The sequence below is a fragment of the Herbaspirillum sp. NPDC087042 genome, from assembly GCF_044745245.1.
In the GTDB taxonomy this organism is placed as follows: Bacteria; Pseudomonadota; Gammaproteobacteria; order Burkholderiales; family Burkholderiaceae_D; genus Herbaspirillum.
Genome location: NZ_JBIUZW010000001.1, coordinates 776,176 through 796,154 on the forward strand (window position 1 = coordinate 776,176; position 19,979 = coordinate 796,154).

The window sequence follows — 19,979 nt, forward strand, 5'->3', positions numbered from 1 at the left end:
CTCAGCAGACACCTGCCGATGTCTTTCGCAAAAGTCCCGCACCAGCATACCGTGGGTCACCAACTACCGCGGATTTGACTTGGTCTTATACATGCGGGTATCTGCAGATTCCATCAATGCGCAAATGTCGGCTCCATCCTCAGGATAGCGAGCCGCTCCGATGCTCGCGCTCAGGCTCAGCTCTCTTCCCTCGTAGGTAAAGTGGCCGCGTATCGCCTCCCCTATCCGGCTGGCCAACTGATGCACGCCCTGGGAAGCAGCAACCGGATTGAGAATCATCGCAAACTCGTCTCCGCCGACTCTGGCGACGACATCATTCAGTCTGGCCGCAGCGCTCAGGCGCCTGGCCAGCTCACACAGGGCGGCATCGCCAGCGGCATGGCCAAACGTATCGTTGATCCGCTTCAAACCATCCATATCGATCACCAGCAGGGCGAATCCATCGTCTTTCCGCTCATGCAGGGACATCAGCGAACGCAATTTATCGGAAAGAAGATACCGGTTGACCAGCCCGGTGAGTTCATCATGCGTGGCCCGATGCAGCAATTCGTCCTTGCCGTATTCCGCGGCAAAATGCATGGCGGCGCCCACCACATCCGAGAGCAGCAGGAGCAGTTCCATGTCTTGCTCATTGAACTTCGCGACGCTTCTGGAGGTGGCCTTCAACACACCGACCACCATATCGTGATGCCGCAGCGGCACCACGATCATGGAGCGCAGTCCGGTTGCCCGGCAGGCGGCTACGTCAACGCGTGGATCCAGCTCAGAGTCACTGCATGACAGCACCGAATTACCGAGTATGCATTTCCCCGACAGGCTGGTGGCCACCGGAATCCGCAATCCCAGCGATTGCCTGGCAATCCCGGAGACCGCGCGATAGACCATCTCGCTTCCATCAATGAGCTCGATGGCCGCACCATCGGCGTTCACCAGCCCCATGGAGCGCTCGACCACCAATGTCATCAGCCCTGCCAGATCCAGTCCCTGCAGGACGATCTGTCGGTGAATGTGGATCACTTCCAGCAATTTGGAAGACGATAGTTCAGAGGACATCTTGGCACCCAATTGAGCTTCTTCAGGCATCCAGGCAAATACCCTGATCAGGTGCGCAGGCACGGAACACGATTCCTGAATCTGCCGTGCCTGGACTGCAGACTTAGGGGCCGATGGTCTCCAAGTCTCCAGCCGGTTGTTACCACACCCAATCACAGCTTAAAACTCTTCCCAGCTATCATTGGCTTTCGGCGATGCGAGCGCCTCCTTCATCTTCGGTGCGACGACGCTAGCGACGAGTCTGACCTTCGTCACCGCGGGCTGGTCGCACCGCAGCAAAATCTCGTCCCTGTCCATCAGCGCGCGCTGCCTCTACGGCGGCGATCAAGGCCAGAACATTGATGACACTGACGGTATGACGGCCCTTCTTGAAGAGTCGTTGATCGACTCCCTTTTTTCAAGCACTTGCGATACTACGGCACCGCCTTTGCTGGCCACAGCAGCAGCCACAACGGCAAGCGGAACTGAGTGTGCGCCCCCACCATGATCTAAATAATTATCGCGCGGATCTTCGCCCGCGTCACCATGGCAGCCGCCTCAGCGAAGGCTTTGCTGCACATTTCAAGGTCGCGGTCCTCGCGATCGTCCGGGGATCTCATCACCTGCGAGGGAATGATTTGAGTTTTGAATAAAAAATCACGAACAGACTGGAAAGTATCTGGTCCCCGGGGAAATCCAGGCCGGCATCCTTGCCTTGAACGACTACGCGCTTTGTAGTGCTCGCAAGGTGGCAAAGTCGTTTCAGGAACAGCGATGCCGGCCCGACAGGGGGACGTTTAGCAGCGCAGGCGCAGGCCCGAATCCGGATCGAAGATCTTCATCCTCTCGGGATTCACACCGATCCTCACGCAATCACCGAGTGTCAGGTCGAACCGGTCCCGCAAGGCGGCCGTCACCTTGTGTCCGTCCACGTCAATGAGCACATGCGTTTCGGCGCCTGTGGGTTCGATCAGCGTGATTTCTCCCTGCATCCCCGACTCGCCCAGAATGATGTGTTCCGGGCGGATGCCGATCATGACCGCTTTGCCGTCGGGGAGCCCGGCCGTCTGAGGCAACGGCCAGTCCCCTCCTCCGGGCGTTCTCAGCCTGCTGTCTTCCACCGTGGCGGGAAGCAGGTTCATCGCCGGGGATCCCAGAAATGTCGCAACGAACATATTGTCCGGGTCGTCGTAGAGCTCCAGTGGCGACCCGACCTGCTCGACCTTCCCGTCGCGCATGACCACGATACGATCAGCCATCGTCATCGCCTCGATCTGATCGTGCGTGACATAGACCATCGTCGCGCCCAGACGTTGGTGCAGGGCCTTGATTTCCGTCCGCATCTGAACTCGCAACTTGGCGTCAAGGTTCGACAGGGGCTCGTCGAACAGGAAAACCGCGGGGTCGCGCACGATGGCACGTCCCATCGCAACGCGCTGGCGCTGACCGCCCGACAGTTCGGAAGGATAACGGCCCAGCAAATGCCGGATATCCAGAATTTCAGCCGCCCGCTCAACCAGGGCATCGATCTCGGCCCGGGATTTTCCTGCGAGTTTGAGTGAGAAAGTCATGTTGTCGCGTACGCGCTTGTGCGGGTACAGCGCATAGTTCTGGAACACCATGGCGATATCGCGTTCCTTCGGCTCCAGGGTATTGACGACGCGATCGCCAATGACGATCTCCCCGCCGGAAATGTCTTCGAGCCCTGCAATCATGCGCAACAGTGTCGACTTGCCACAGCCGGACGGCCCTACCAGGACCAGGAATTCCCCGTCCCTTACTTCAAGGTTTACCCGGTGAAGAATCTCGGATGCACCATATGCCTTGACGACGTTGTTGATGTTCAAGCATGCCATGTCTCAGTTCCTTTTTATCGACCACCAAAGCCGGAGCCAATGGTGATTCCTTTGTAAATAATCCTCTGCATGACGATCGCAAGGACGACGCCTGGCACCACCGAAAGAGCGGCTCCGGCCATGATGTAGTTCCAGGAAGTCCCCTGCTGGGTCTGGAACAGCGTCAGACCGAGAGGCAGGGTGGCGTAGTCGGTCGAGTTCGCCACAATCAGCGGCCACAGGAAATTGTTCCACTGCGCAATGAACGTAAACAGCGCGAGCAGACCAATCGCTGGCAGGGACAACGGCGCAATAATTTCCAGCAATATCCTCAGCCGTGAAGCGCCGTCGATGCGGGCCGCTTCTTCCAGTTCGCAAGGAATGCTCAGGAAGAATTGCCTTAGCAGGAAAGCGCCGAAGGAGGAAAACGCCATCGGCAAGATCAGGCCCTGGTAGGTATTCATCCAGCCAACCGAGTTGACCACCAGGAAGAGCGGGATCACCAGCATGATCTGCGGAATCATCAGCGTGCCGAGATAGGCCAGCAACAGACCATCGCGCCCGGGAAAGCGCAAGCGGGCGAAGGCATAGGCGGCCAGCGCGGACACGATCACCGTAATCACCGTCACCCCGGTTGCCATCACGAAGCTGTTGATGAAAAACTGGCCGAAAGGCAGATTGGTCAGGGCCTCTGCGAAATTGCCCCACTCCCAGGTGCTCGGGAACATCCTTGGCGGAATGGCGAGCACTTCGCTATTGCGCCGGACGGCGTTCGTCAGCATCCAGAAAAATGGAAAGAGGAACAGCAATGCCACCAGGGACAGCGCGACGAGGCTGACGATATCGTGGAACTTCCAGCGCCCGCCGGAAAGATTCAATGTAGTTGGCTTATGCATCGTAATGTACCCATTTCCGTTGCAGCCAGAACTGAAAGCCGGTCAGCGCCATGATGATCACGAACATGACCCAGGCAAGCGCAGAGGCATAGCCCATCTCGTAGTTCTGGAAGCCATTGGTGTAGATCGCAAAACCGAGTGTCTGGGTCGAAGCGCCCGGACCACCTCGCGTCATCACGAAAATCTGATCGAAGACCTGCAGCGCAGTAATGGCGGTCATGACGGTGGCAAAGAATATGGTCGGCGAAATCAGCGGAATCCTGACACCCCAGAGCCGCTGCCAGGCATTGGCGCCATCGATGCGCGCTGCCTCCAGATAGGAGGGAGGAACGAGATCCAGAGCGGCATTGAACAGCAGCAGGTTGTAGCCGACATTGGCCCAGAGCGTCACGATCACGATGGCCTGCATGGCGAGGTTTTCGCTGAGCAGCAGGTTGGGAACGTCGAGGTGGACAAGGTGGGATACGTAGTCGACGAGCCCGTCGGGTGACATCATCAGCATCCAGACCATCGACACGGCAATCGCCGGCGCAAAGGTCGGAATGAAGAAGATCACGCGAAAGACCGTCTTCCCCCTCTTCAGCGATGAAATCCAGAGGGCGAGCACCATGGAGATCACGAGATTGAGAACGAGATATTCGACCGTGAACGCCAAGGTATTGACCAGCACCGTCGAGAAGGCCGGATCAGCCGTCAGCAAGCGGACGAAATTCTGAACGCCCACGAAATTGGGCTCTGCCAGCAGATTCCAATCCGTGAAACTCATCCAGAGGGATGCTGCAATGGGGAAGAGAAGAAAGACCACAAAACCCACGAAACTGGGCAGCAGAAAGGTGATCGCCGCCTGTGTCTCGCGCCGCCGTATCGGGCTGGGCGATGTCGCGGGCATGCGTGCCACCCGTCCAGCGGCGCTGGAAAGATTCGAACGTGTCATGAAACATGCTCCTGTCTTGGGGAAGCGGCACGCCACGGTCGGCGTGCCGGCAATCACCGCTTATTTATTGGCAAGGCTCTGGATCGTTGCCATGGTCTTTTCCGGCGTAGCGGATCCGGCGAAGGCAAGAGGGAAGTATTGGTCGAAGAGGTTTTCGACCGTGTTGAAGTTGGCCGTGATCTCATAGGTCCGGGAATGCGCCATCGAATAATCCAGCGCCTCACGGCCATTGACGACGTCCTTGGCAAGGGCGTACCAGGCGTTCTGTTCCGACTTGCGAGCAGGGAATGCGCGACCGTTGGAGGCCAGGTAGTTGAGCGCCTTCTCGCTGGTCAGCACCTTGATCGCCTTCCATGCTGCATCGGGATGCTTCGAGCTGCGCGCTACACCGAAGCCAGAACCCGCCGTCGCTGCCGACAGGCCGTTCGGTCCGGCGGGAAGCGTCGCAACGCCCAGTTTGAAATCGACTTTTCCCTTCTTGCTGAGAAGCGCCCAGGGACCATCAATGTACATGCCAAGATTGCCGCCATCGAAACGGCCTGAAATCATCTGCACTGGCACGCCGGCGGCAGCGACCAGTGGCGCGACTTTTTCCTTGGCCGCGAGATCGATCATCTTTCTGGCGGCATCGACCGACCCGGCATTGGCCAGATCAAGCTTGCCACCCGTGACATAGCTCGCTCCCATGGCGGCGGCAAGAACCGAGAAATTCTGTGGCGCGATGCCGATGCCGTAGGTGCCATTGCCGGTCAACGCTTTTGCCGTCTTGATCATGTCGTCATAGGTCCAGCCCGGCTTGGGATCGGCGACGCCCTTCTTGGCGAAGAGATCGTGATTATAGAAAATCACCCATGCGCCAACATCGTAGGGCATGCCGTAGAGCTTCCCGTCGGCTTTCATGCTGCCGATGATAGAGCTGTCAAAGGCCGAGAGATCCATCTTGTCGGCCGCGACATTCCCATCCAGCGGCGCGAGGATCTTGTAGAAGTTCGGCATGCGTAGCGATTGCATGCCGATGATATCGCCGGCATGGCCGGACGCCGCCAGCACCGGCAGCTTCGTCCAATAGTCGTTCCAAGGCGCGAATTCGAGCTTCAGCCGGATGTCGGGATGGGCTTCCGTGACCATGTCAGCGAGGTGCTGCCACACTTTTGTTTCCGCCTCGTTGTTGCTCCACATGCGCCATGTCAACGTGGTGTCGGCTGCCGATACGGCGCCACTGAGCATGGATGCGAACAGCATGCAGCACGCCAGAATCCTGGTGAATTTCATAGGGTCTCCTCCCTTGTATTGATAATAATTTTGAGATGGGGTGGCGGGATGCCCCCCGTTGTATTCAGCGATCCGAGAGCACGATTTCGATGACCGGCACGATGACGTTCGGCTTGCGTACTGGCAGTTCGAGCGTCATCGAGCCATCCGGAACGGCGACACCGATATTCGGATCCACTTCTTCCTCATGACTCAGCCAGCGCACCTCGCTGGCGTCATGCAGAAACTGTGCATAGGCGATCTTTCCGGCCATCCCGTCGAGATGGATATGGCGGAATGGCCAATCCATGACATGCAGATAGAGGCGATTGCCCTTCTGTGTGAATCTGCAGCCTTCCGGCGGCGAGAGCTCGCTCGGCTCGGCGCCATAGATGGCGCGCCCATGCAATTTCATCCAGTCGCCGTAGGCGCTCAAGGCGACATCGGCCCGATGATCGAAGGTCCCGCGACCTGTCGGCCCCACATTCATCAGCAAATTGCCGTTCAATGCCACGGTGTTGATCAGCAGCTTGATGAGCTGCTCCGGGCTTTTCCAGGCATCTTCGTCGCGGAAGTATCCCCACGAACCGGAGAACGTATGACAGGATTCCCACGTCACCGCCTGCTCCTTGATCAGGGGCGCCTTGCGCGGCTGATACTGTTCCGGCGTTGTGATGTCGGGGAAATAGCCCGGCTGATCGATCAGATCGAGACGGTTATTGATGATCACGTCGGGTTGCAGACTGCGAACGTGCTTCAGCAGCTCCTCGCTCTGCCAGTCGTCGCGCCCCTTGCCGGGCAGCCCCTTGTAGTCCCTGTGCGCATAGGAAAAATCGAACCACAGGATATCGATCTCGCCGTAGCGGGACAGCAGCTCGGTGACCTGATTGCGCATGTATAAGGCATAGCGCTTCATGTCGCGCCCCTCGTTGAGCCTGGCGACATCCGGGTGGTTTCGGTCAGGGTGAAACACATCGATCGTGAAATCCGGATGATGCCAGTCGATCAACGAATAGTAGAAGCCGATGCGCAGCCCTTCCGCCCGAAAGGCCTCCACGAATGGCTGCAAGAGGTCTTTTCCATAGGGCGTGTTCGTCGACTTGTAGTCGGTGTAAGCGCTATCAAACAGACAAAAGCCGTCATGGTGCTTGGCGGTCAGCACAACATATTTCATCCCGGCTTCACGCGCCTTGCGCGCCCACTCCCTGGGATCGTAGAGATCCGGATTGAAATTCTCGAAATACTTGCGGTATTCCGAGCCGGTGATCTCTTCGTAGGACTGAACCCATTCATGCCTGGCAGGCAATGCATACAGGCCGAAATGGATGAACATGCCAAATCGATCACCCACGAACCAGTCCTTGCTGGACTGCGGTAATACAAGTTCTTTCAAATTATTCGCACTCACCTGGTCTCCTCCAAACGCGTCGACGAACTCGTCCGCCCCGCTGGTTAATGTTTTTGGCAATCATCGAGGTCAAAATGTTGCCGTACGTCAATTGCGAGCACATATTGCTGCCTGGCAATCTGGCTGTCAAGTGGTAAGGCCACCGATGATGTAGATTGGTTGAAACCGGGCGAACTCGTTAAAATGTGCTGGGCAGCAAATCGGCAGGAGAAAACTTCGTGATAAAACTTCAGGCTGTAGAACAGCGAAAACTTTACGTACAGATCGCGGACCAGTTGCGCGATCTGATTCACTCAGGGGATGTAAAGCCCGGCCAACAATTGCCGGCAGAGCGCGAACTTGCGCAGAGTCTGGGGGTGTCCAGACCCACCGTGCGCGAAGCGCTGATTGCTCTCGAAGTGGTGGGCCTGGTGGAGGTCAAGGTTGGCATTGGCGCTTTCGTCCGCTCTCCAGTCCGGGAAACGCCGCCCTTGCCTGAGAATCATCCCTCCCCGACGGAGGTGATGGAGCTTCGCCTGCTTCTGGAACCGAGGGCCGCTGCGCTGGCGGCGCAGAATATCGATCCGGAGTTAAAGGCGAAACTTCGCTTGAACCTTGATTTCGTGAAAGAAAATGCGGGCAAGGAGCACTGGAATCCCTCCAATGACCGGGAGTTTCATCTGATCATTGCCGAGGCCACGGGGAATTCGGCCATGTTCGAGATCCTTGAGCAGATCTGGGAAATGCGTTCGAAACAGATCGACCTCAAATTCCACCAGCATCTCGGCGAGCTGTCGGAGGTGCGCTCCAAGCTCATCGAACACCATGATGCCATCGGCCAGGCCATTATTGACGGCGACGATGCCACGGCCTTCGACGGCATGATGCAGCACCTGAACTATGTTTCAAACGCCATGAGGAATGGCTGGGAGCAGCTTGTGTAAGCCAGCGCACACGCAACTCCCGCGCCGCTCACCCCCCTATCCCCGCATCAAAGAACGGCCGCCACCTCTCCAGCGACCGCACCAGATGCGCCTCCATCGCCTGATGGGCAGCCAGGCCGTCACCATCGATGATCGCCCGCAGGATCAAGGCATGTTCCTCCACCGCCCCCTCCGTTACCACCGAGTGGTAACGCAGGCGGAACAGGTGCATGTGCGCATAGGAGCGCGCCAGCGCTTCGGCGACCAGGGTATTGCCACTGGCGGTGGCGATCAGGTTGTGGAAGCGCGCATCCAGCAACGCAAACTGGCTATAGGCGCGCTTGGCATCCTCACTGCCCGGATCTGACATCGCCCGGTCCAGCCCTTCCAGCTGATCCCTCACCTCATCGCTCAGGTTCTCCGCCGTACGCCTTGCTGCGTAGGGTTCCAGCAGCAGGCGCAGATCGTAGATCTGCTCGAAGTGCTGGCGCGAGGGCATGGGCGCGGCGCTGTAGCCCACGTTGTGGGTCTTGACCACCAGCCCTTCGGTCTCCAGCCGGATCAATGCCGCGCGGATCGGCGTCTGCGAGACGCCCAGTTCGCGGACCAGTGCATCCACCGCGATGCGATTGCCGGGCGCGATCTTCAGCGAGATCAGTTGCGCCAGCAAGGTCTCGTAGATTTCCTCGCCCAACGATGGCCGCCGCTGCAGGGCGGGTCGATCTGGCTGCTCGGCGGCCTTGAAGAAGGCGTTCCTGTTTTCTTCGGACATGGTTGTGCGGCGCAAGGTGGAGATCTGGCTGGTGTTTTTTCTTGACGCCATCATACCGTCAAGCTACATTCCTCCAAAATATTATTTCCGATCCGATCGGATATCGCATAAAACAGACTGATTGAGACACAGCACCCGTCCTTCCCTCGTTGCCAGCGGCATTCGCCCCGATGAGCGCTGCGCACCGGCCCTGCCTTACCCCGCCCTCGCACCGGCGGATCAGTACCAAAGCAACAGCACTGGTTGAGCCCGGCATGCATGGCATGTCCGATGCAGTAAGTCGCACCACTGTCCGATTTCGCTTTTGTGCAGTTCCCCGCAGCATCGCTTTGCCCGCTTTTCCTCCGTATGACGGCGAGACCGCCCCATGGTCCCGCCTTGAGACCAGGCTGCATCCATAAAAACAATGTGCTTCACCAAGGAGACGCAATGGAGCTTTTGGCAATCAACTTCCAGGTCCTGTTCGCCGGCCTGGCGCTGGGCGCGATCTATGCGCTGGTGGCGCTGGGGTTCGTGCTGATCATCCGCGCCACCAACGTGGTCAACTTCGCCCAGGGTGACTTCGCCATGCTGGGCAGCTTCGCCCTGGTGGCCATCATGGGGGCGGGGGTGCCGTTCTGGCTGGCCATCATCGCCGCGCTGGTCCTCATGGCCGCGTTCGGCGTGGTGTTCAACCTGGGCGTGTACTACCCGCTGCGCCACCGCAATTACCTGCCGGTCATCATCAGCACGCTGGGGGCGTCGATCTTCCTGCAGAACTCCGTGCTGTTCTTCTTCGGTCCCCAGCCCAAGCCGATGCGCCGCGTGTTCGATACGCCGGGCCTGGAGATCGGCGGCGTGTTCATGGATTCGCAGTACCTGGTGATCCTGGCCGTGACCGCCATCGCGGTGGCCTTCCAGTACTTCCTGTTCGAACACACTATGCTGGGCAAGAAGCTGCAGGCCACCTCGCAGGACAAGGACATGGCGCGCCTGGTCGGCATCCCGGTGGCGGCGATGATCGCCTTCACCTTCATCTACAGCGCGGTGCTTGGCGGACTGGCGGGGATCCTGGTGTCGCCGATCCTGTTCGTCTCCATCGGCATGGGCTCGATCATCGCGCTCAAGGCCTTCTCGGCCACCATCATCGGCGGTTTCGGCGACGTCAAGGGCGCCATCGTCGGCGGCCTGCTGCTGGGCGTGGTGGAGAGCTTCGGGGCGCAGTACATCTCGGTGCCCTACAAGGATGCGTTCGCCTTCCTGCTGCTGTTCATCTTCCTGCTGTGCCGGCCGCAAGGCATCTTCGGCGAAAAGATCTCGGAGAAAGCATGAGCCACAAGATCGATCATTACAAAAAGAACCGGGCCATCCGCGTGGCGGCCTTCACCGCGATCGGCGCCTGCGTGGTGGCGGCGCCCTTCCTGTTCAGCTTCAGCCCCTACGTGCTCAACATGTTCATGCAGGCGGCGACCTACTCCATCGTCGTGCTGGGCATGATCGTGGTGCTGGGCTATACCGGCCAGATCAACCTGGCCCAGGCTACCTTCTTCGGCTTTGGTGCCTATGCGGTGGCGCTGGGCACGGTATCGCTGGGGCTGAACTTCTGGCTCACGCTATTGCTGGGCATTGGCGTGGCCGCCCTGGCCGGCTTCGTGCTGGGCATGACCACGCTGCGCCTGGGCGGCCACTATCTGGCGATGATCACCATCAGCTTCCAGCAAATCTTCGACCTGGTGGCGGTGAACTGGGCCGATGTCACGCATGGCCCCGACGGTATCGCAGGCATCGAACGCCCTGCCCTGTTCGGCCTGCCACTGGCGGACGACCGCGCCTACCTGGCGCTGTCGCTGTGCACGCTGATCGTGGCGGCCTTCCTGGTGTGGTGGTTACCGCACACGCGCCTGGGTCGCGCCATGCGTGCCGTGCGCGAGAACGAACTGGCGGCCGAGGTGACGGGCGTGCATACGCTGCGCATCAAGGTGATCGCCTTCACCATGAGCGCCGCGCTGGCTGGCCTGGGTGGCGGCTTCTATGCGGCCGGCTTTGCCTACATCAGCCCGGACAATTTCAACTTCGCACGGTCCATCGAGTTCCTCACCATGACCCTGCTGGGCGGGGCGCAATCGGCCTTCGGCGGCATCCTCGGCAGCAGCCTGCTGATCCTGTTGCCGGAGTGGCTGCGCTTTCTCAAGGAGGTCTACCTGGCCGTCTACGGGCTGGCGGTGATCCTGATCATGGTGTTCCTGCCGGCCGGCATCTGGGGCCTGATCCGCCAGCTGATGCAGCGCTGGCACAAACCGGTAGTCACGCCCGCCAGCGCCATCCCCGACCTCGACCTGACGGTCGATGCCAGCGAGCGCTCACCGATCTTCCAGATCGAGGCCATGCGCAAGCACTTCGGCGGCGTCAAGGCGGTCGACGGTGTGAGCCTGGAGGTCAGGCGCGGCACCGTGCATGCCCTGATCGGGCCCAATGGCTCGGGCAAGACCACCACGCTGAACGTCCTCAATGGCATCTACCAACCCAGCAGCGGCCGCCTGCTGCTGGACGGTGTCGACATCACCGCGCTGACACCGCACCAGCGCGCCGGCCTGGGCATGGGCCGCACCTTCCAGAACATCCGCCTGTTCCCCAACATGAGCGTGCTGGAAAACGTGATGGTGGGCGCCCAGCGCCAGAACAACCCGGTCGGCCGCAGCGATGAAGCCTTGCGCGAGCGCGCCTTGTCGGCGCTGAAGTTCGTCGGCATCAGCGACAAGGCCGAGCTGATTGCACGCAACCTGCCCTACGGCCACCAGCGGCTGGTGGAGATCGCCCGGGCGCTGGCCGGTCATCCGCGCTTCCTGCTGCTGGACGAGCCGGCCGCCGGCCTGAACCAGACCGAGAAGCGCGAACTTGGCGAGCTCCTGAAGCGCCTGCGCGGCCACGGCCTGACGGTGTTCCTGATCGAACACGACATCGGCCTGATCGAGCAGGTCTCCGACCGCATCACGGTGCTCAACTTCGGCAAGAACATCGCCGAGGGAACACCGGCCGACGTCCTGCGCAATCCCGATGTGATTGCGGCTTACCTGGGGGAATCCATCCATGCCACTGCTTGAACTGCGCAACATCCACAGCGCCTATGGCAACGTCAAGGCCTTGCGAGGCATCAGCCTGAGCGTCAATGAAGGCGAGATCGTCACCCTGCTGGGTGCCAACGGCGCCGGCAAGAGCACCACGCTGCGCAGCATCTCGCGGCTGGTCTCGGTGACCGAAGGCGAGATCCTCTTTGAGGGCAAGCCACTGGCACAGGTCAAACCCGAACACATCGTCAGGATGGGTATCGCCCATGTCCCGGAAGGACGGCGCATCTTCCCCGGCCTGACCGTGCGCGAGAACATCATGATCGGGGCCTCGGCCCGTGGCCGCCTGCCGCGTGCAGCGATGGAGTCGGAGATCGACGCCATGTTCGCCATCTTCCCCGACCTGCGCAGGCTCTCCGGCGCCTATGGCTGGAGCCTCTCCGGCGGCCAGCAGCAGATGCTGGCGGTGGCGCGCGGACTGATGTCGCGGCCGCGCCTGTTGCTGCTGGACGAGCCCTCGCTGGGACTGGCGCCGATCATCGTGCAACAGCTCTTTGCCACCATCCGCACCATCCGCGATCGCGGCGCCACCATCCTGCTGGTGGAGCAGAACGCCCACATGGCGCTGTCGGTGGCCGATCGTGGCTACGTGCTCTCGACCGGGCAATTGATCGTCGAGGGTACGCCTGGCCAGCTGCAAGACAACGCGGAAGTCCGCGCCGCCTACCTGGGAGGCGCCCATCACGTCTAGGACCGCGAGGCGCTTGCGCGGCTTGCCTCGCCCACTCACCCACACATCCACAACCAGGAGTTACGCATGGAAAAAATCGCCATCATCGGTGCCGGCCTGATCGGCTGTGCCTGGGCCACGGTGTTCAGCCGCGCCGGCTACCCGGTGGCCCTGTATGACCTCGATCCCAAGGCGCTGGAGAATGCTCCCGCGCAGATCGAATCCACGCTGCAATCGCTGCGCACGGCCGGCCTGATCAGCGAGGATCCGGCCGTCGTCATGCCGCGCATCCGCTTCGTCCCCGATCTGGCGCAGGCACTGCAAGGCGCCGGACTGGTGCAGGAGAACGTACGCGAGACGGTGGAGGCCAAGCTGGAGATCTTTGCCCGGCTCGATGCATTGGCCCCGGCCGACGCCATCCTGGCCAGCTCCACCTCCGGCATCCCCGCCTCCAGCTTCACCGAGCATCTCGCTGGCCGGACCCGCTGCCTGGTCGGCCATCCGATCAACCCACCCTCGCTGGTGCCCCTGGTGGAACTGATCCCGGCCCCCTGGACCGATCCCGGCGTAATGGAACGCGCGCGCGCCCTCTATGCCGGCGCCGGCCAGGTCCCCATCATGGTCAGGCGCGAGATCCAGGGCTTCATCGTCAACCGCCTGCAGGGCGCATTGCTGGCCGAGGCATTCCGGCTGGTAGAGGACGGCTACGTCGACAGCATCGACTGCGACAAGGCCATCAAGGATGGACTCGGCCTGCGCTGGGCCTTCATGGGCCCGTTCGAGACCATCGACCTCAACGCGCCCGGTGGTATCCGCGACTATTGCCAGCGCTATGGCCCGCTCTACCACGACATCGCCCGGCAGGCGCAACCACGCGCCTGGGAAAGCGCGTTGCTGGACCAGCTCGAACGGGAGCGCCTGCAGGCACTGGATGGCGTCGACCGTCCAGCCCGGCAACGCTGGCGCGACGGTCGACTGATGCAACTGGTGGCGCACAAGCGCCAGCAAACTGACAAGCACTGAGGTAGCGCAACAAGGCAGGATCCCCGATCGCAGCAAGCATCGCCGGTGCCAGCCAGGGCCGGCCTTGCCGGCCCTTCGATTCATTCCATGACAAGAGGAGACAGACCATCATGAAACGCAGCATCGCATCCCTGTGCGCCGTCGTCACGCTCGGCGCCGTCACGCAGTTCAGCCAGGCCGCCGACACCATCAAGATCGGCATGATCGCCGAGAGTACCGGCGCCAATGCCGAAGCCGGCATCTACCAGATCAACGGCGCCAAACTGGCCGTGGAAGAAATCAACAAGGCCGGCGGCGTACTGGGCAAGCAGGTCGAGCTCAAGGTGGAAGACAACCAGAGCACCAATCCGGGCTCGGTACTGGCCCTGTCCAAGCTCACCAGTGGCGGCGACATGACGGCGCTGATCGGGACCGTGCGCAGCACCCAGATCCAGGCGATGTCACCGACCCTGCAAAAGACCGGCCTGCCGATGATGATAGGCGGCACCGACTACGGCCTGACCCATGCCAACAATCCCTGGCTGTTCCGCGCCCGCCCCAATGACGGCTACTCGGCCAAGGTGATCGCCGAATATGGCGTCAGCACGCTGAAGCTGAAGAAGTGGGCCATCGTCCACTCCACCGATTCCTTCGGCAACGGCGGCAAGACCCACCTGACCAATGCACTCAAGGCCCTGGGCGTGACGCCGGTCACGGTGCAGGGCTTTACCAGCAACTCCCAGGACATGACACCGGTGGTACTGGCCATCAAGCAATCGGGCGCCGACATCGTCTCGACCTATATCGCCAACTCCACCGACGTGGCGATCTTTGCCAAGCAGCTGCGCCAGCTGGGCGTGAATGCGGCCTGGGTGGGCTCGCCCTCGGTCTCCACGGATACCGCCATGAAACTGGCCGTCGAAGCCCTCTACGACACCTATTCGATCGCCGACTTTGCGGTTGCCTCCAGCGCCGAAGCCGGTGCCTATGACAAGAAATACAAGGAGAAATACAAGCTCGACGCCGACCTCTACTCGGCCTGGGCCTATGACGCCGTCAACCTGCTGGCGCTGGCGATCAACAATGCCAAGAGCGCCAAGCCCGACGACATCAAGAAAGCCCTGCACGCCATCAAGGACTACAAGGGGGTGGAAGGCAGCTACCAGTTCGACAAGAATGGTGACGGCCTGCACGGCTACAACATCGTCAAGAACGAGAAGGGCAAGATCGTGTTCATCAAGCACATTGATTTCAAGCCTGAGAACTGAGGTCTCTACGCTGTCGGCCTCCCTCCGTTTGGATTGCATTCCATAGTCCGGAGGGGGCCAATTCATGATGTAGCGGACCTTGTTCCGGCCAAGGCCGTCAGCGGCCAACCTGTACGCCGTAGTGGTGCACGCCTATACTGCAACGGCAAGTCCGTTCGCCACCTTCATCCGCACCACCACCACCACCAGAAGAGGAAAAACATGACCGCATCCGCCATCATCCATCGTGCATTGCTGGCTGCCTTGTTGCTGGGCCCGACCCTTGCCATGGCGCAAACCGCCGAGGTCGATCTCAAGGGCAGCAGTGAAGTCCCGGCCAATACATCCGCTGCCACCGGCACCGGCAGCATCAACGTCGCGGCCGACAAGACCGTGACCGGCAACATCACCACCACCGGCATCGAAGGCCGCGTAGCACATATCCACACTGGCGCCATCGGAAGCAACGGTCCGGTGATCGTCGCCCTGACCAAGAACGGCGACAACGGCTGGACCGTCCCGGCGGGCGCCAAACTGACCGAGGAGCAATACGCCGCCTACGTGGCTGGTACGCTGTATGTCAACGTCCACAGCGCCGCCCACCCTGGCGGCGAGATTCGCGGGCAGCTGCAACCGAAGTAGGCAGGCGAATCAACGACGTCTTTATCGACACCGGATTCGCTGACTTTCTCAATGCTCACGAGAAAGGTTTTCCGCCGTCAGTATCCAAGGCCGTCAGGGTGACAAATACCATCGAGTTGGGCACGCCCTTCTTCCTTGCTCGGTGTAACTCACCATATAAAAATGGACGCTGCCAACAGAGATTTTAAAGCAGCGCTAGCTTGATCTATTGTTGAGTTGCCGATGGGGGCATCCTGGCCATCTCCGGAGTACACAAGACTTCTGACTTGCCCGGGCAAGTCAGAAGTCGTTACGACATTGCGTTTCAGATCTATCTTGAAAGTGCGCGCGCAGATGGGCTCTGTCACTCTATTGGATGTGCCCGACGATTCCCCCAGATCTCGCCATCTTTATTCCGTTGGAGTCGCTCAGGCAGGCGGAAAGCCCGGGCCAAGGGGGCAAGCGTCGCGAAAAACCAGCCAGCGTACTGACTACACGCGCTCGAAGATGGCCGCAATCCCCTGCCCGCCGCCGATGCACATGGTCACCAGGGCATAGCGGCCCTCAATGCGCGCGAGTTCATGCAGGGCCTTGACCGTGATGAGCGCACCGGTGGCACCAATGGGATGGCCCAGCGAAATACCGGAACCATTGGGATTGACCCTGGCCGGATCCAGCCCCAGGTCACGAATGACGGCGCAAGCCTGGGCCGCAAAGGCCTCGTTGGCTTCGATCACGTCCAGGTCATCGACACGCAGCTTGGCCTTCTTCAGCGCCTGCTGCGTCGCCGGCACCGGGCCGATGCCCATATAGCGCGGGTCGACCCCGGAATGGGCGTAGGCTACCAGCCGGGCCATCGGCGCCAGGCCCCGGGCGCGCGCCGCCGAGGCTTCCATCAGCAACACCGCGGCCGCCGCATCATTGATGCCGGAGGCATTGCCTGCGGTCACCGTGCCGCCCTCCTTAAGAAATACCGGCCTGAGACGGCTCATGTCTTCCAGCGACACATCGGGGCGGAAATGTTCATCGGTCTCAAAGGATTGGGGGCCGCTCTTTCCATTGCCATTGCCCTTCCCCTTCACCGGCACCGGGACGATCTGCTCCCGGAAATAACCCGCCGCCACCGCATGCTGGGCACGCCGGTGACTCTCGACGGCCAGCGCATCCTGCGCTTCCCGGCTGATATCCCAGCGGGCGGCGACGTTCTCTGCGGTGACCCCCATATGGATCGCATGGAAGGGGTCTTGCAGTGCGCCCGCCATCATGTCCACCAGCCTGGCATCCCCCATCCGGATACCCCAGCGGCTGTCGAGGCTGGCCAGTGGCGCCCGGCTCATGTTCTCGGCGCCCCCGCCAATGGCGACTTCGCAATCACCCAGCAGGATTGCCTGGCTGGCCGTCACGATGGCCTGCAGGCCGGAACCGCACAGGCGGTTGACATTGAAGGCCGGCGTGCCTTCCCCGCATCCCCCTTCGATGGCCGCCACGCGCGACAGATACATATCCCGGGGCTCGGTATTGATGACATGGCCAAAGACCACCTGGCCGACGTCCCGGCCATCGACCTGGGCACGTCCCAGGGCATCACGCACGACCAGCGCGCCCAGGGTGGTCGGGGCGACATCTTTCAAGCCGCCACCAAAGCTGCCAATGGCGGTACGTACTGCGCTGACGACAACCACTTCACGAGACATGTTCTTTCCTTTGCATTAAGAATCGACATTCGGAACCAGGCAGCCCCAGCTCAGCCGGCCTGCTCCCGCCCCAGCGGGCGCAGCAGCTTGTCGTAGTCGTCCAGGCTGGGAAACGTCAGGGCCTCAAGCGCCTGCAGATCCGCCAGCCGGTCGCGATATTGCTGCAGCATCACGCTGCGCTCCGCATTGCTGACGTAGGGGACATGCCAGCCCACAAAGGGCGGCAGGACATCCATGCCGGTATAGGCCAGCGTGCCCTGATGCACGGGCTTGAGCATCTCCAGGAAATCGCCATGGATGCCGTCGCGCTGGAACATGTGCTCCTGCGCACCGATGGTGACGGCGCACATTGCCCGCTTGCCGCGCAAGCCGCCACGATCGTAGAAGCGCATCCCGCCATAGACCGCGCCCGATAGCAGTACCCGGTCGAACCAGCCCTTGAGGATCGCCGGCGGTGCGCACCAGAAGATGGGGAAATTGAGAATCAGGAGGTCGCACCACAAGAGCTTGTCGAGTTCGCGCCGGATGTCCGGCGCGATCGTCGCGGTTTCATGGGCGTGCCGTTGCTCCAGCGCGTACACCAGATAGTGCGGATTCTTGCGCCGTGAAAAGTCGACGGCGCTGGCAACGGGCTGGAAACCGTTCTCGTAGAGATCGGATATCTGCACCTCATGCCCCTGCGCCTCCAGAACCAGTTGGGCCTCCCGGCACAAGGCTGCGCAAAAGGATTGCGGCTCAGGATGTGCGTGGACGATCAGGATCTTCATGCTGGCCATGCCTCCTATTTTCCCCGTCGCTTGAGATAGGCGATGAGCGCATCACGCTCCTCCTTCGCGCGGATACCGCCGAAGGCCATGGCGGTCCCCGGGACGGTGGCCTGGGGATTGGAGAGGAAGGCAGAGAGGTGCTCGGCATCCCAGCGATAGTTTGCGGCCTTCATGGCGCCGCTGAATTCGAAACCCTTGACCGAGCCGGCGCGTCGCCCCAGCAGATTGTCCAGGCGCGGCCCGACCTTGTGTTCGCCGATGGCGTGGCAAGCCGAACACTTGGTCTCGAACACCTCCTTGCCCTGCTGGATGCGCTGCTCATCGGCGGCATGGGCCGTGGAAAGCACGGCCAGCGCCGCGCATACAAAAGCTGATTTGCGATACATGTGATTACCCCAGTTTTTTCTTGATACGTTGCGCCGCGCGGCTGCCGGCACCGATGGCGCCGTCGATGAAGCCCCGCCATCCCTCGCCATGGTCTCCCTGCCCGAACAGGATGTTCTGGCTATCCTGCTCGAAATGCCCGGCGTACTTGCCGTACCAGCCGGGCTTGTAAGCGGCCCATGTGCCACGGCTATAGGGATCCAGCGTCCATTCGTAGGCGAAGCACTCCTGCACCACTACATCGGGAAGATAGGTGCGCATGGCTTCCTGGACGGCGCGCTTGTCCTGCACATCCAGCTTCGATGGATCGGGAACGAAGGCGACATAGATCGAATGATCCTCGCCCTTGGCATAGGTGAAGGTCAGGCTGATGGCCTGGCTGGCATCGCCTATGCCCAGGGTCTTCCCGGGGCCGTCGTAACGTCCCTGCGTCTTGATGTAGACCTTGGAGCCGACGCCGGCATGTTTTTCCCGACCGGCCTGGACCAGCGCGGGATCCAGCGGTGGATGAAATTCGACATCCGGCACGACATTCATGGGCAGCGCCACCACCACGGTACGTGCCACGATGCGCTTGCCCTTGCCAGTGGTGACGATCACGCGATCACCCTTGTCCTCGACCTTGCGCACCGGCGTGGACAGCCGCAGCTCGGGCTTGCCGTCCTCCATCATGGCGTTGATCAGCGCGGCCGTGCCCTGCCTGAGCACGTAGCGTCCCATCGCATCATTGGTGGCGCCGAAGTTCCAGCCGGCCAGCGCCCAGCACCGTGCGGTCTCGTTGTAGCCGATGCGCCCGATGTCGCCATGGCCCATGGTGGCAAAGTAGCCTTCCAGCGCCACGCGCTGCATGGTCGACAGCTTCATCCCGGCGATACGGTCGCGCGCGCTGAGGCTGTCGCGCTCCAGCAAGGCAGGCCAGGTGTAGTGCGCGTCGTAGGGCCGCTCCCACATCTGGCGTGCCTCGGCGAAATACTGTTCGAAGGCTTCGCCCACGGCCATCATGTCGTCACCGCCGAGCACGGTGCGCTTGCCATCGGCGGCCAGCACGATGGTCTCTGCGCTCAGATCCAGGCCCTCCGGGGTCTCCGTGACGGCCAGACCGTAACGTTCCTTTTCGGCCCAGACATAGGGCTGGCTCCAGTGTATCCAGGCGCCTCCCAGTTCGATGTGGTGGCCGGCGAAGGTCGCACTGAAGGTACGCCCGCCCAGACGGTTGCGCGCTTCCAGCAGCAAGGTCTTGTAGCCGTTCTTGCGACTGTCGCGGGCTGCCGTCACGCCGGCAAAACCACCACCGATGACGACCACGTCGTAGTCGCATCCGGCCGATCTGGCCGCGATGGCAGCGTTGCCGGCAGCCGCGCCGGTGGCTGCCGTCATGCCGGCCACCCCCACGGCCCCGACGCCGGTGGCACGCAGGAAGCCGCGCCGGTTCATTCCGTTTTTTTGCTCATCCATGCTGA

18 protein-coding genes are annotated in these 19,979 nt (G+C 61.2%); 7 read left to right on the forward strand and 11 right to left on the reverse strand.

Going from position 1 to position 19,979, the window contains the following annotated elements:
- Positions 1-63: 63 nt before the first annotated feature.
- From ACIPHN_RS03470 to ACIPHN_RS03495, 6 genes are all read right to left on the reverse strand, one after another.
- Positions 64-1,116: a diguanylate cyclase domain-containing protein gene (locus ACIPHN_RS03470; RefSeq protein WP_400432757.1), complete on the reverse strand. Its 1,053-nt coding sequence runs from the start codon at positions 1,114-1,116 to the stop codon at positions 64-66.
- A 713-nt stretch (positions 1,117-1,829) separates the two neighbouring features.
- Complete coding sequence (locus tag ACIPHN_RS03475) at positions 1,830-2,888, reverse strand: ABC transporter ATP-binding protein (protein WP_400432760.1); 1,059 nt, start codon at positions 2,886-2,888, stop codon at positions 1,830-1,832.
- Between the two features lie 14 nt (positions 2,889-2,902).
- Positions 2,903-3,763 carry a carbohydrate ABC transporter permease gene (locus tag ACIPHN_RS03480; protein WP_400432763.1) on the reverse strand — a complete coding sequence of 287 codons (861 nt, stop codon included), beginning with the start codon at positions 3,761-3,763 and terminating at the stop codon, positions 2,903-2,905.
- Positions 3,756-4,697 (reverse strand): carbohydrate ABC transporter permease, encoded by a 942-nt coding sequence (locus ACIPHN_RS03485; protein WP_400432766.1) that lies wholly within the window; start codon positions 4,695-4,697, stop codon positions 3,756-3,758. Before ACIPHN_RS03485 ends, ACIPHN_RS03480 begins: the two co-directional genes overlap by 8 nt.
- A 60-nt stretch (positions 4,698-4,757) precedes the next feature.
- On the reverse strand, positions 4,758-5,969 hold the full coding sequence (locus tag ACIPHN_RS03490) for an ABC transporter substrate-binding protein (protein ID WP_400432769.1): 1,212 nt from the start codon (positions 5,967-5,969) through the stop codon (positions 4,758-4,760).
- Between the two features lie 64 nt (positions 5,970-6,033).
- A complete protein-coding gene (locus ACIPHN_RS03495; protein ID WP_400432772.1) occupies positions 6,034-7,356 on the reverse strand; it encodes an alpha-L-fucosidase in 1,323 nt (440 codons plus the stop codon).
- A gap of 218 nt (positions 7,357-7,574) precedes the next feature.
- Here ACIPHN_RS03495 and ACIPHN_RS03500 point away from each other — a divergent pair, with 218 nt between their 5' ends.
- Positions 7,575-8,279 carry a FadR/GntR family transcriptional regulator gene (locus tag ACIPHN_RS03500; protein ID WP_400432775.1) on the forward strand — a complete coding sequence of 235 codons (705 nt, stop codon included), beginning with the start codon at positions 7,575-7,577 and terminating at the stop codon, positions 8,277-8,279.
- A 28-nt stretch (positions 8,280-8,307) separates the two neighbouring features.
- Here the strand turns inward: ACIPHN_RS03500 and ACIPHN_RS03505 are convergent, their stop codons facing one another.
- Complete coding sequence (locus ACIPHN_RS03505) at positions 8,308-9,030, reverse strand: GntR family transcriptional regulator (RefSeq protein ID WP_400432778.1); 723 nt, start codon at positions 9,028-9,030, stop codon at positions 8,308-8,310.
- 429 nt (positions 9,031-9,459) lie between these two features.
- Here ACIPHN_RS03505 and ACIPHN_RS03510 point away from each other — a divergent pair, with 429 nt between their 5' ends.
- From ACIPHN_RS03510 to ACIPHN_RS03535, 6 genes are all read left to right on the forward strand, one after another.
- On the forward strand, positions 9,460-10,341 hold the full coding sequence (locus ACIPHN_RS03510) for a branched-chain amino acid ABC transporter permease (protein WP_400432781.1): 882 nt from the start codon (positions 9,460-9,462) through the stop codon (positions 10,339-10,341).
- Entirely contained in the window at positions 10,338-12,110 is a 1,773-nt protein-coding gene (locus tag ACIPHN_RS03515; protein WP_400432783.1) for an ATP-binding cassette domain-containing protein, read from the forward strand. Before ACIPHN_RS03510 ends, ACIPHN_RS03515 begins: the two co-directional genes overlap by 4 nt.
- Positions 12,103-12,825: an ABC transporter ATP-binding protein gene (locus ACIPHN_RS03520; protein WP_400433175.1), complete on the forward strand. Its 723-nt coding sequence runs from the start codon at positions 12,103-12,105 to the stop codon at positions 12,823-12,825. The genes ACIPHN_RS03515 and ACIPHN_RS03520 overlap by 8 nt, the downstream gene beginning before the upstream one ends.
- Before the next feature lie 66 nt (positions 12,826-12,891).
- Positions 12,892-13,827 (forward strand): 3-hydroxyacyl-CoA dehydrogenase, encoded by a 936-nt coding sequence (locus tag ACIPHN_RS03525; RefSeq protein ID WP_400432786.1) that lies wholly within the window; start codon positions 12,892-12,894, stop codon positions 13,825-13,827.
- A 110-nt stretch (positions 13,828-13,937) separates the two neighbouring features.
- Complete coding sequence (locus ACIPHN_RS03530) at positions 13,938-15,074, forward strand: ABC transporter substrate-binding protein (RefSeq protein WP_400432789.1); 1,137 nt, start codon at positions 13,938-13,940, stop codon at positions 15,072-15,074.
- A gap of 201 nt (positions 15,075-15,275) precedes the next feature.
- The gene (locus ACIPHN_RS03535; RefSeq protein ID WP_400432791.1) at positions 15,276-15,695 is read left to right on the forward strand and encodes a CHRD domain-containing protein; all 420 of its coding nucleotides are present in this window, start codon (positions 15,276-15,278) and stop codon (positions 15,693-15,695) included.
- Positions 15,696-16,165: 470 nt separating this feature from the next.
- Here the strand turns inward: ACIPHN_RS03535 and ACIPHN_RS03540 are convergent, their stop codons facing one another.
- From ACIPHN_RS03540 to ACIPHN_RS03555, 4 genes are read right to left on the reverse strand one after another with little or no spacing between them, the layout of a single operon-like run.
- Positions 16,166-17,368, reverse strand: coding sequence for an acetyl-CoA C-acyltransferase family protein (locus ACIPHN_RS03540; RefSeq protein ID WP_400432794.1), 1,203 nt, complete (start codon positions 17,366-17,368; stop codon positions 16,166-16,168).
- Positions 17,369-17,418: 50 nt separating this feature from the next.
- Positions 17,419-18,144 carry an NAD(P)H-dependent oxidoreductase gene (locus tag ACIPHN_RS03545; protein WP_400432797.1) on the reverse strand — a complete coding sequence of 242 codons (726 nt, stop codon included), beginning with the start codon at positions 18,142-18,144 and terminating at the stop codon, positions 17,419-17,421.
- Positions 18,145-18,149: 5 nt separating this feature from the next.
- Positions 18,150-18,521, reverse strand: coding sequence for a c-type cytochrome (locus tag ACIPHN_RS03550; protein WP_400432800.1), 372 nt, complete (start codon positions 18,519-18,521; stop codon positions 18,150-18,152).
- Between the two features lie 4 nt (positions 18,522-18,525).
- A complete protein-coding gene (locus tag ACIPHN_RS03555) occupies positions 18,526-19,974 on the reverse strand; it encodes a flavin monoamine oxidase family protein (RefSeq protein WP_400432803.1) in 1,449 nt (482 codons plus the stop codon).
- Positions 19,975-19,979 lie beyond the last annotated feature (5 nt).

Excerpts from the sequence above, each read along its gene's own strand:
- ACIPHN_RS03475 (WP_400432760.1), bottom strand. The coding sequence starts at position 2,888 with ATGGCATGCTTGAACATCAACAACGTCGTCAAGGCATATGGTGCATCC.
- ACIPHN_RS03480 (WP_400432763.1), bottom strand. The coding sequence starts at position 3,763 with ATGCATAAGCCAACTACATTGAATCTTTCCGGCGGGCGCTGGAAGTTC.
- ACIPHN_RS03485 (WP_400432766.1), bottom strand. The coding sequence starts at position 4,697 with ATGACACGTTCGAATCTTTCCAGCGCCGCTGGACGGGTGGCACGCATG.
- ACIPHN_RS03490 (WP_400432769.1), bottom strand. The coding sequence starts at position 5,969 with ATGAAATTCACCAGGATTCTGGCGTGCTGCATGCTGTTCGCATCCATG.
- ACIPHN_RS03505 (WP_400432778.1), bottom strand. The coding sequence starts at position 9,030 with ATGTCCGAAGAAAACAGGAACGCCTTCTTCAAGGCCGCCGAGCAGCCA.
- ACIPHN_RS03510 (WP_400432781.1), top strand. The coding sequence starts at position 9,460 with ATGGAGCTTTTGGCAATCAACTTCCAGGTCCTGTTCGCCGGCCTGGCG.
- ACIPHN_RS03515 (WP_400432783.1), top strand. The coding sequence starts at position 10,338 with ATGAGCCACAAGATCGATCATTACAAAAAGAACCGGGCCATCCGCGTG.
- ACIPHN_RS03525 (WP_400432786.1), top strand. The coding sequence starts at position 12,892 with ATGGAAAAAATCGCCATCATCGGTGCCGGCCTGATCGGCTGTGCCTGG.
- ACIPHN_RS03530 (WP_400432789.1), top strand. The coding sequence starts at position 13,938 with ATGAAACGCAGCATCGCATCCCTGTGCGCCGTCGTCACGCTCGGCGCC.
- ACIPHN_RS03535 (WP_400432791.1), top strand. The coding sequence starts at position 15,276 with ATGACCGCATCCGCCATCATCCATCGTGCATTGCTGGCTGCCTTGTTG.
- ACIPHN_RS03540 (WP_400432794.1), bottom strand. The coding sequence starts at position 17,368 with ATGTCTCGTGAAGTGGTTGTCGTCAGCGCAGTACGTACCGCCATTGGC.
- ACIPHN_RS03545 (WP_400432797.1), bottom strand. The coding sequence starts at position 18,144 with ATGGCCAGCATGAAGATCCTGATCGTCCACGCACATCCTGAGCCGCAA.
- ACIPHN_RS03550 (WP_400432800.1), bottom strand. The coding sequence starts at position 18,521 with ATGTATCGCAAATCAGCTTTTGTATGCGCGGCGCTGGCCGTGCTTTCC.
- ACIPHN_RS03555 (WP_400432803.1), bottom strand. The coding sequence starts at position 19,974 with ATGGATGAGCAAAAAAACGGAATGAACCGGCGCGGCTTCCTGCGTGCC.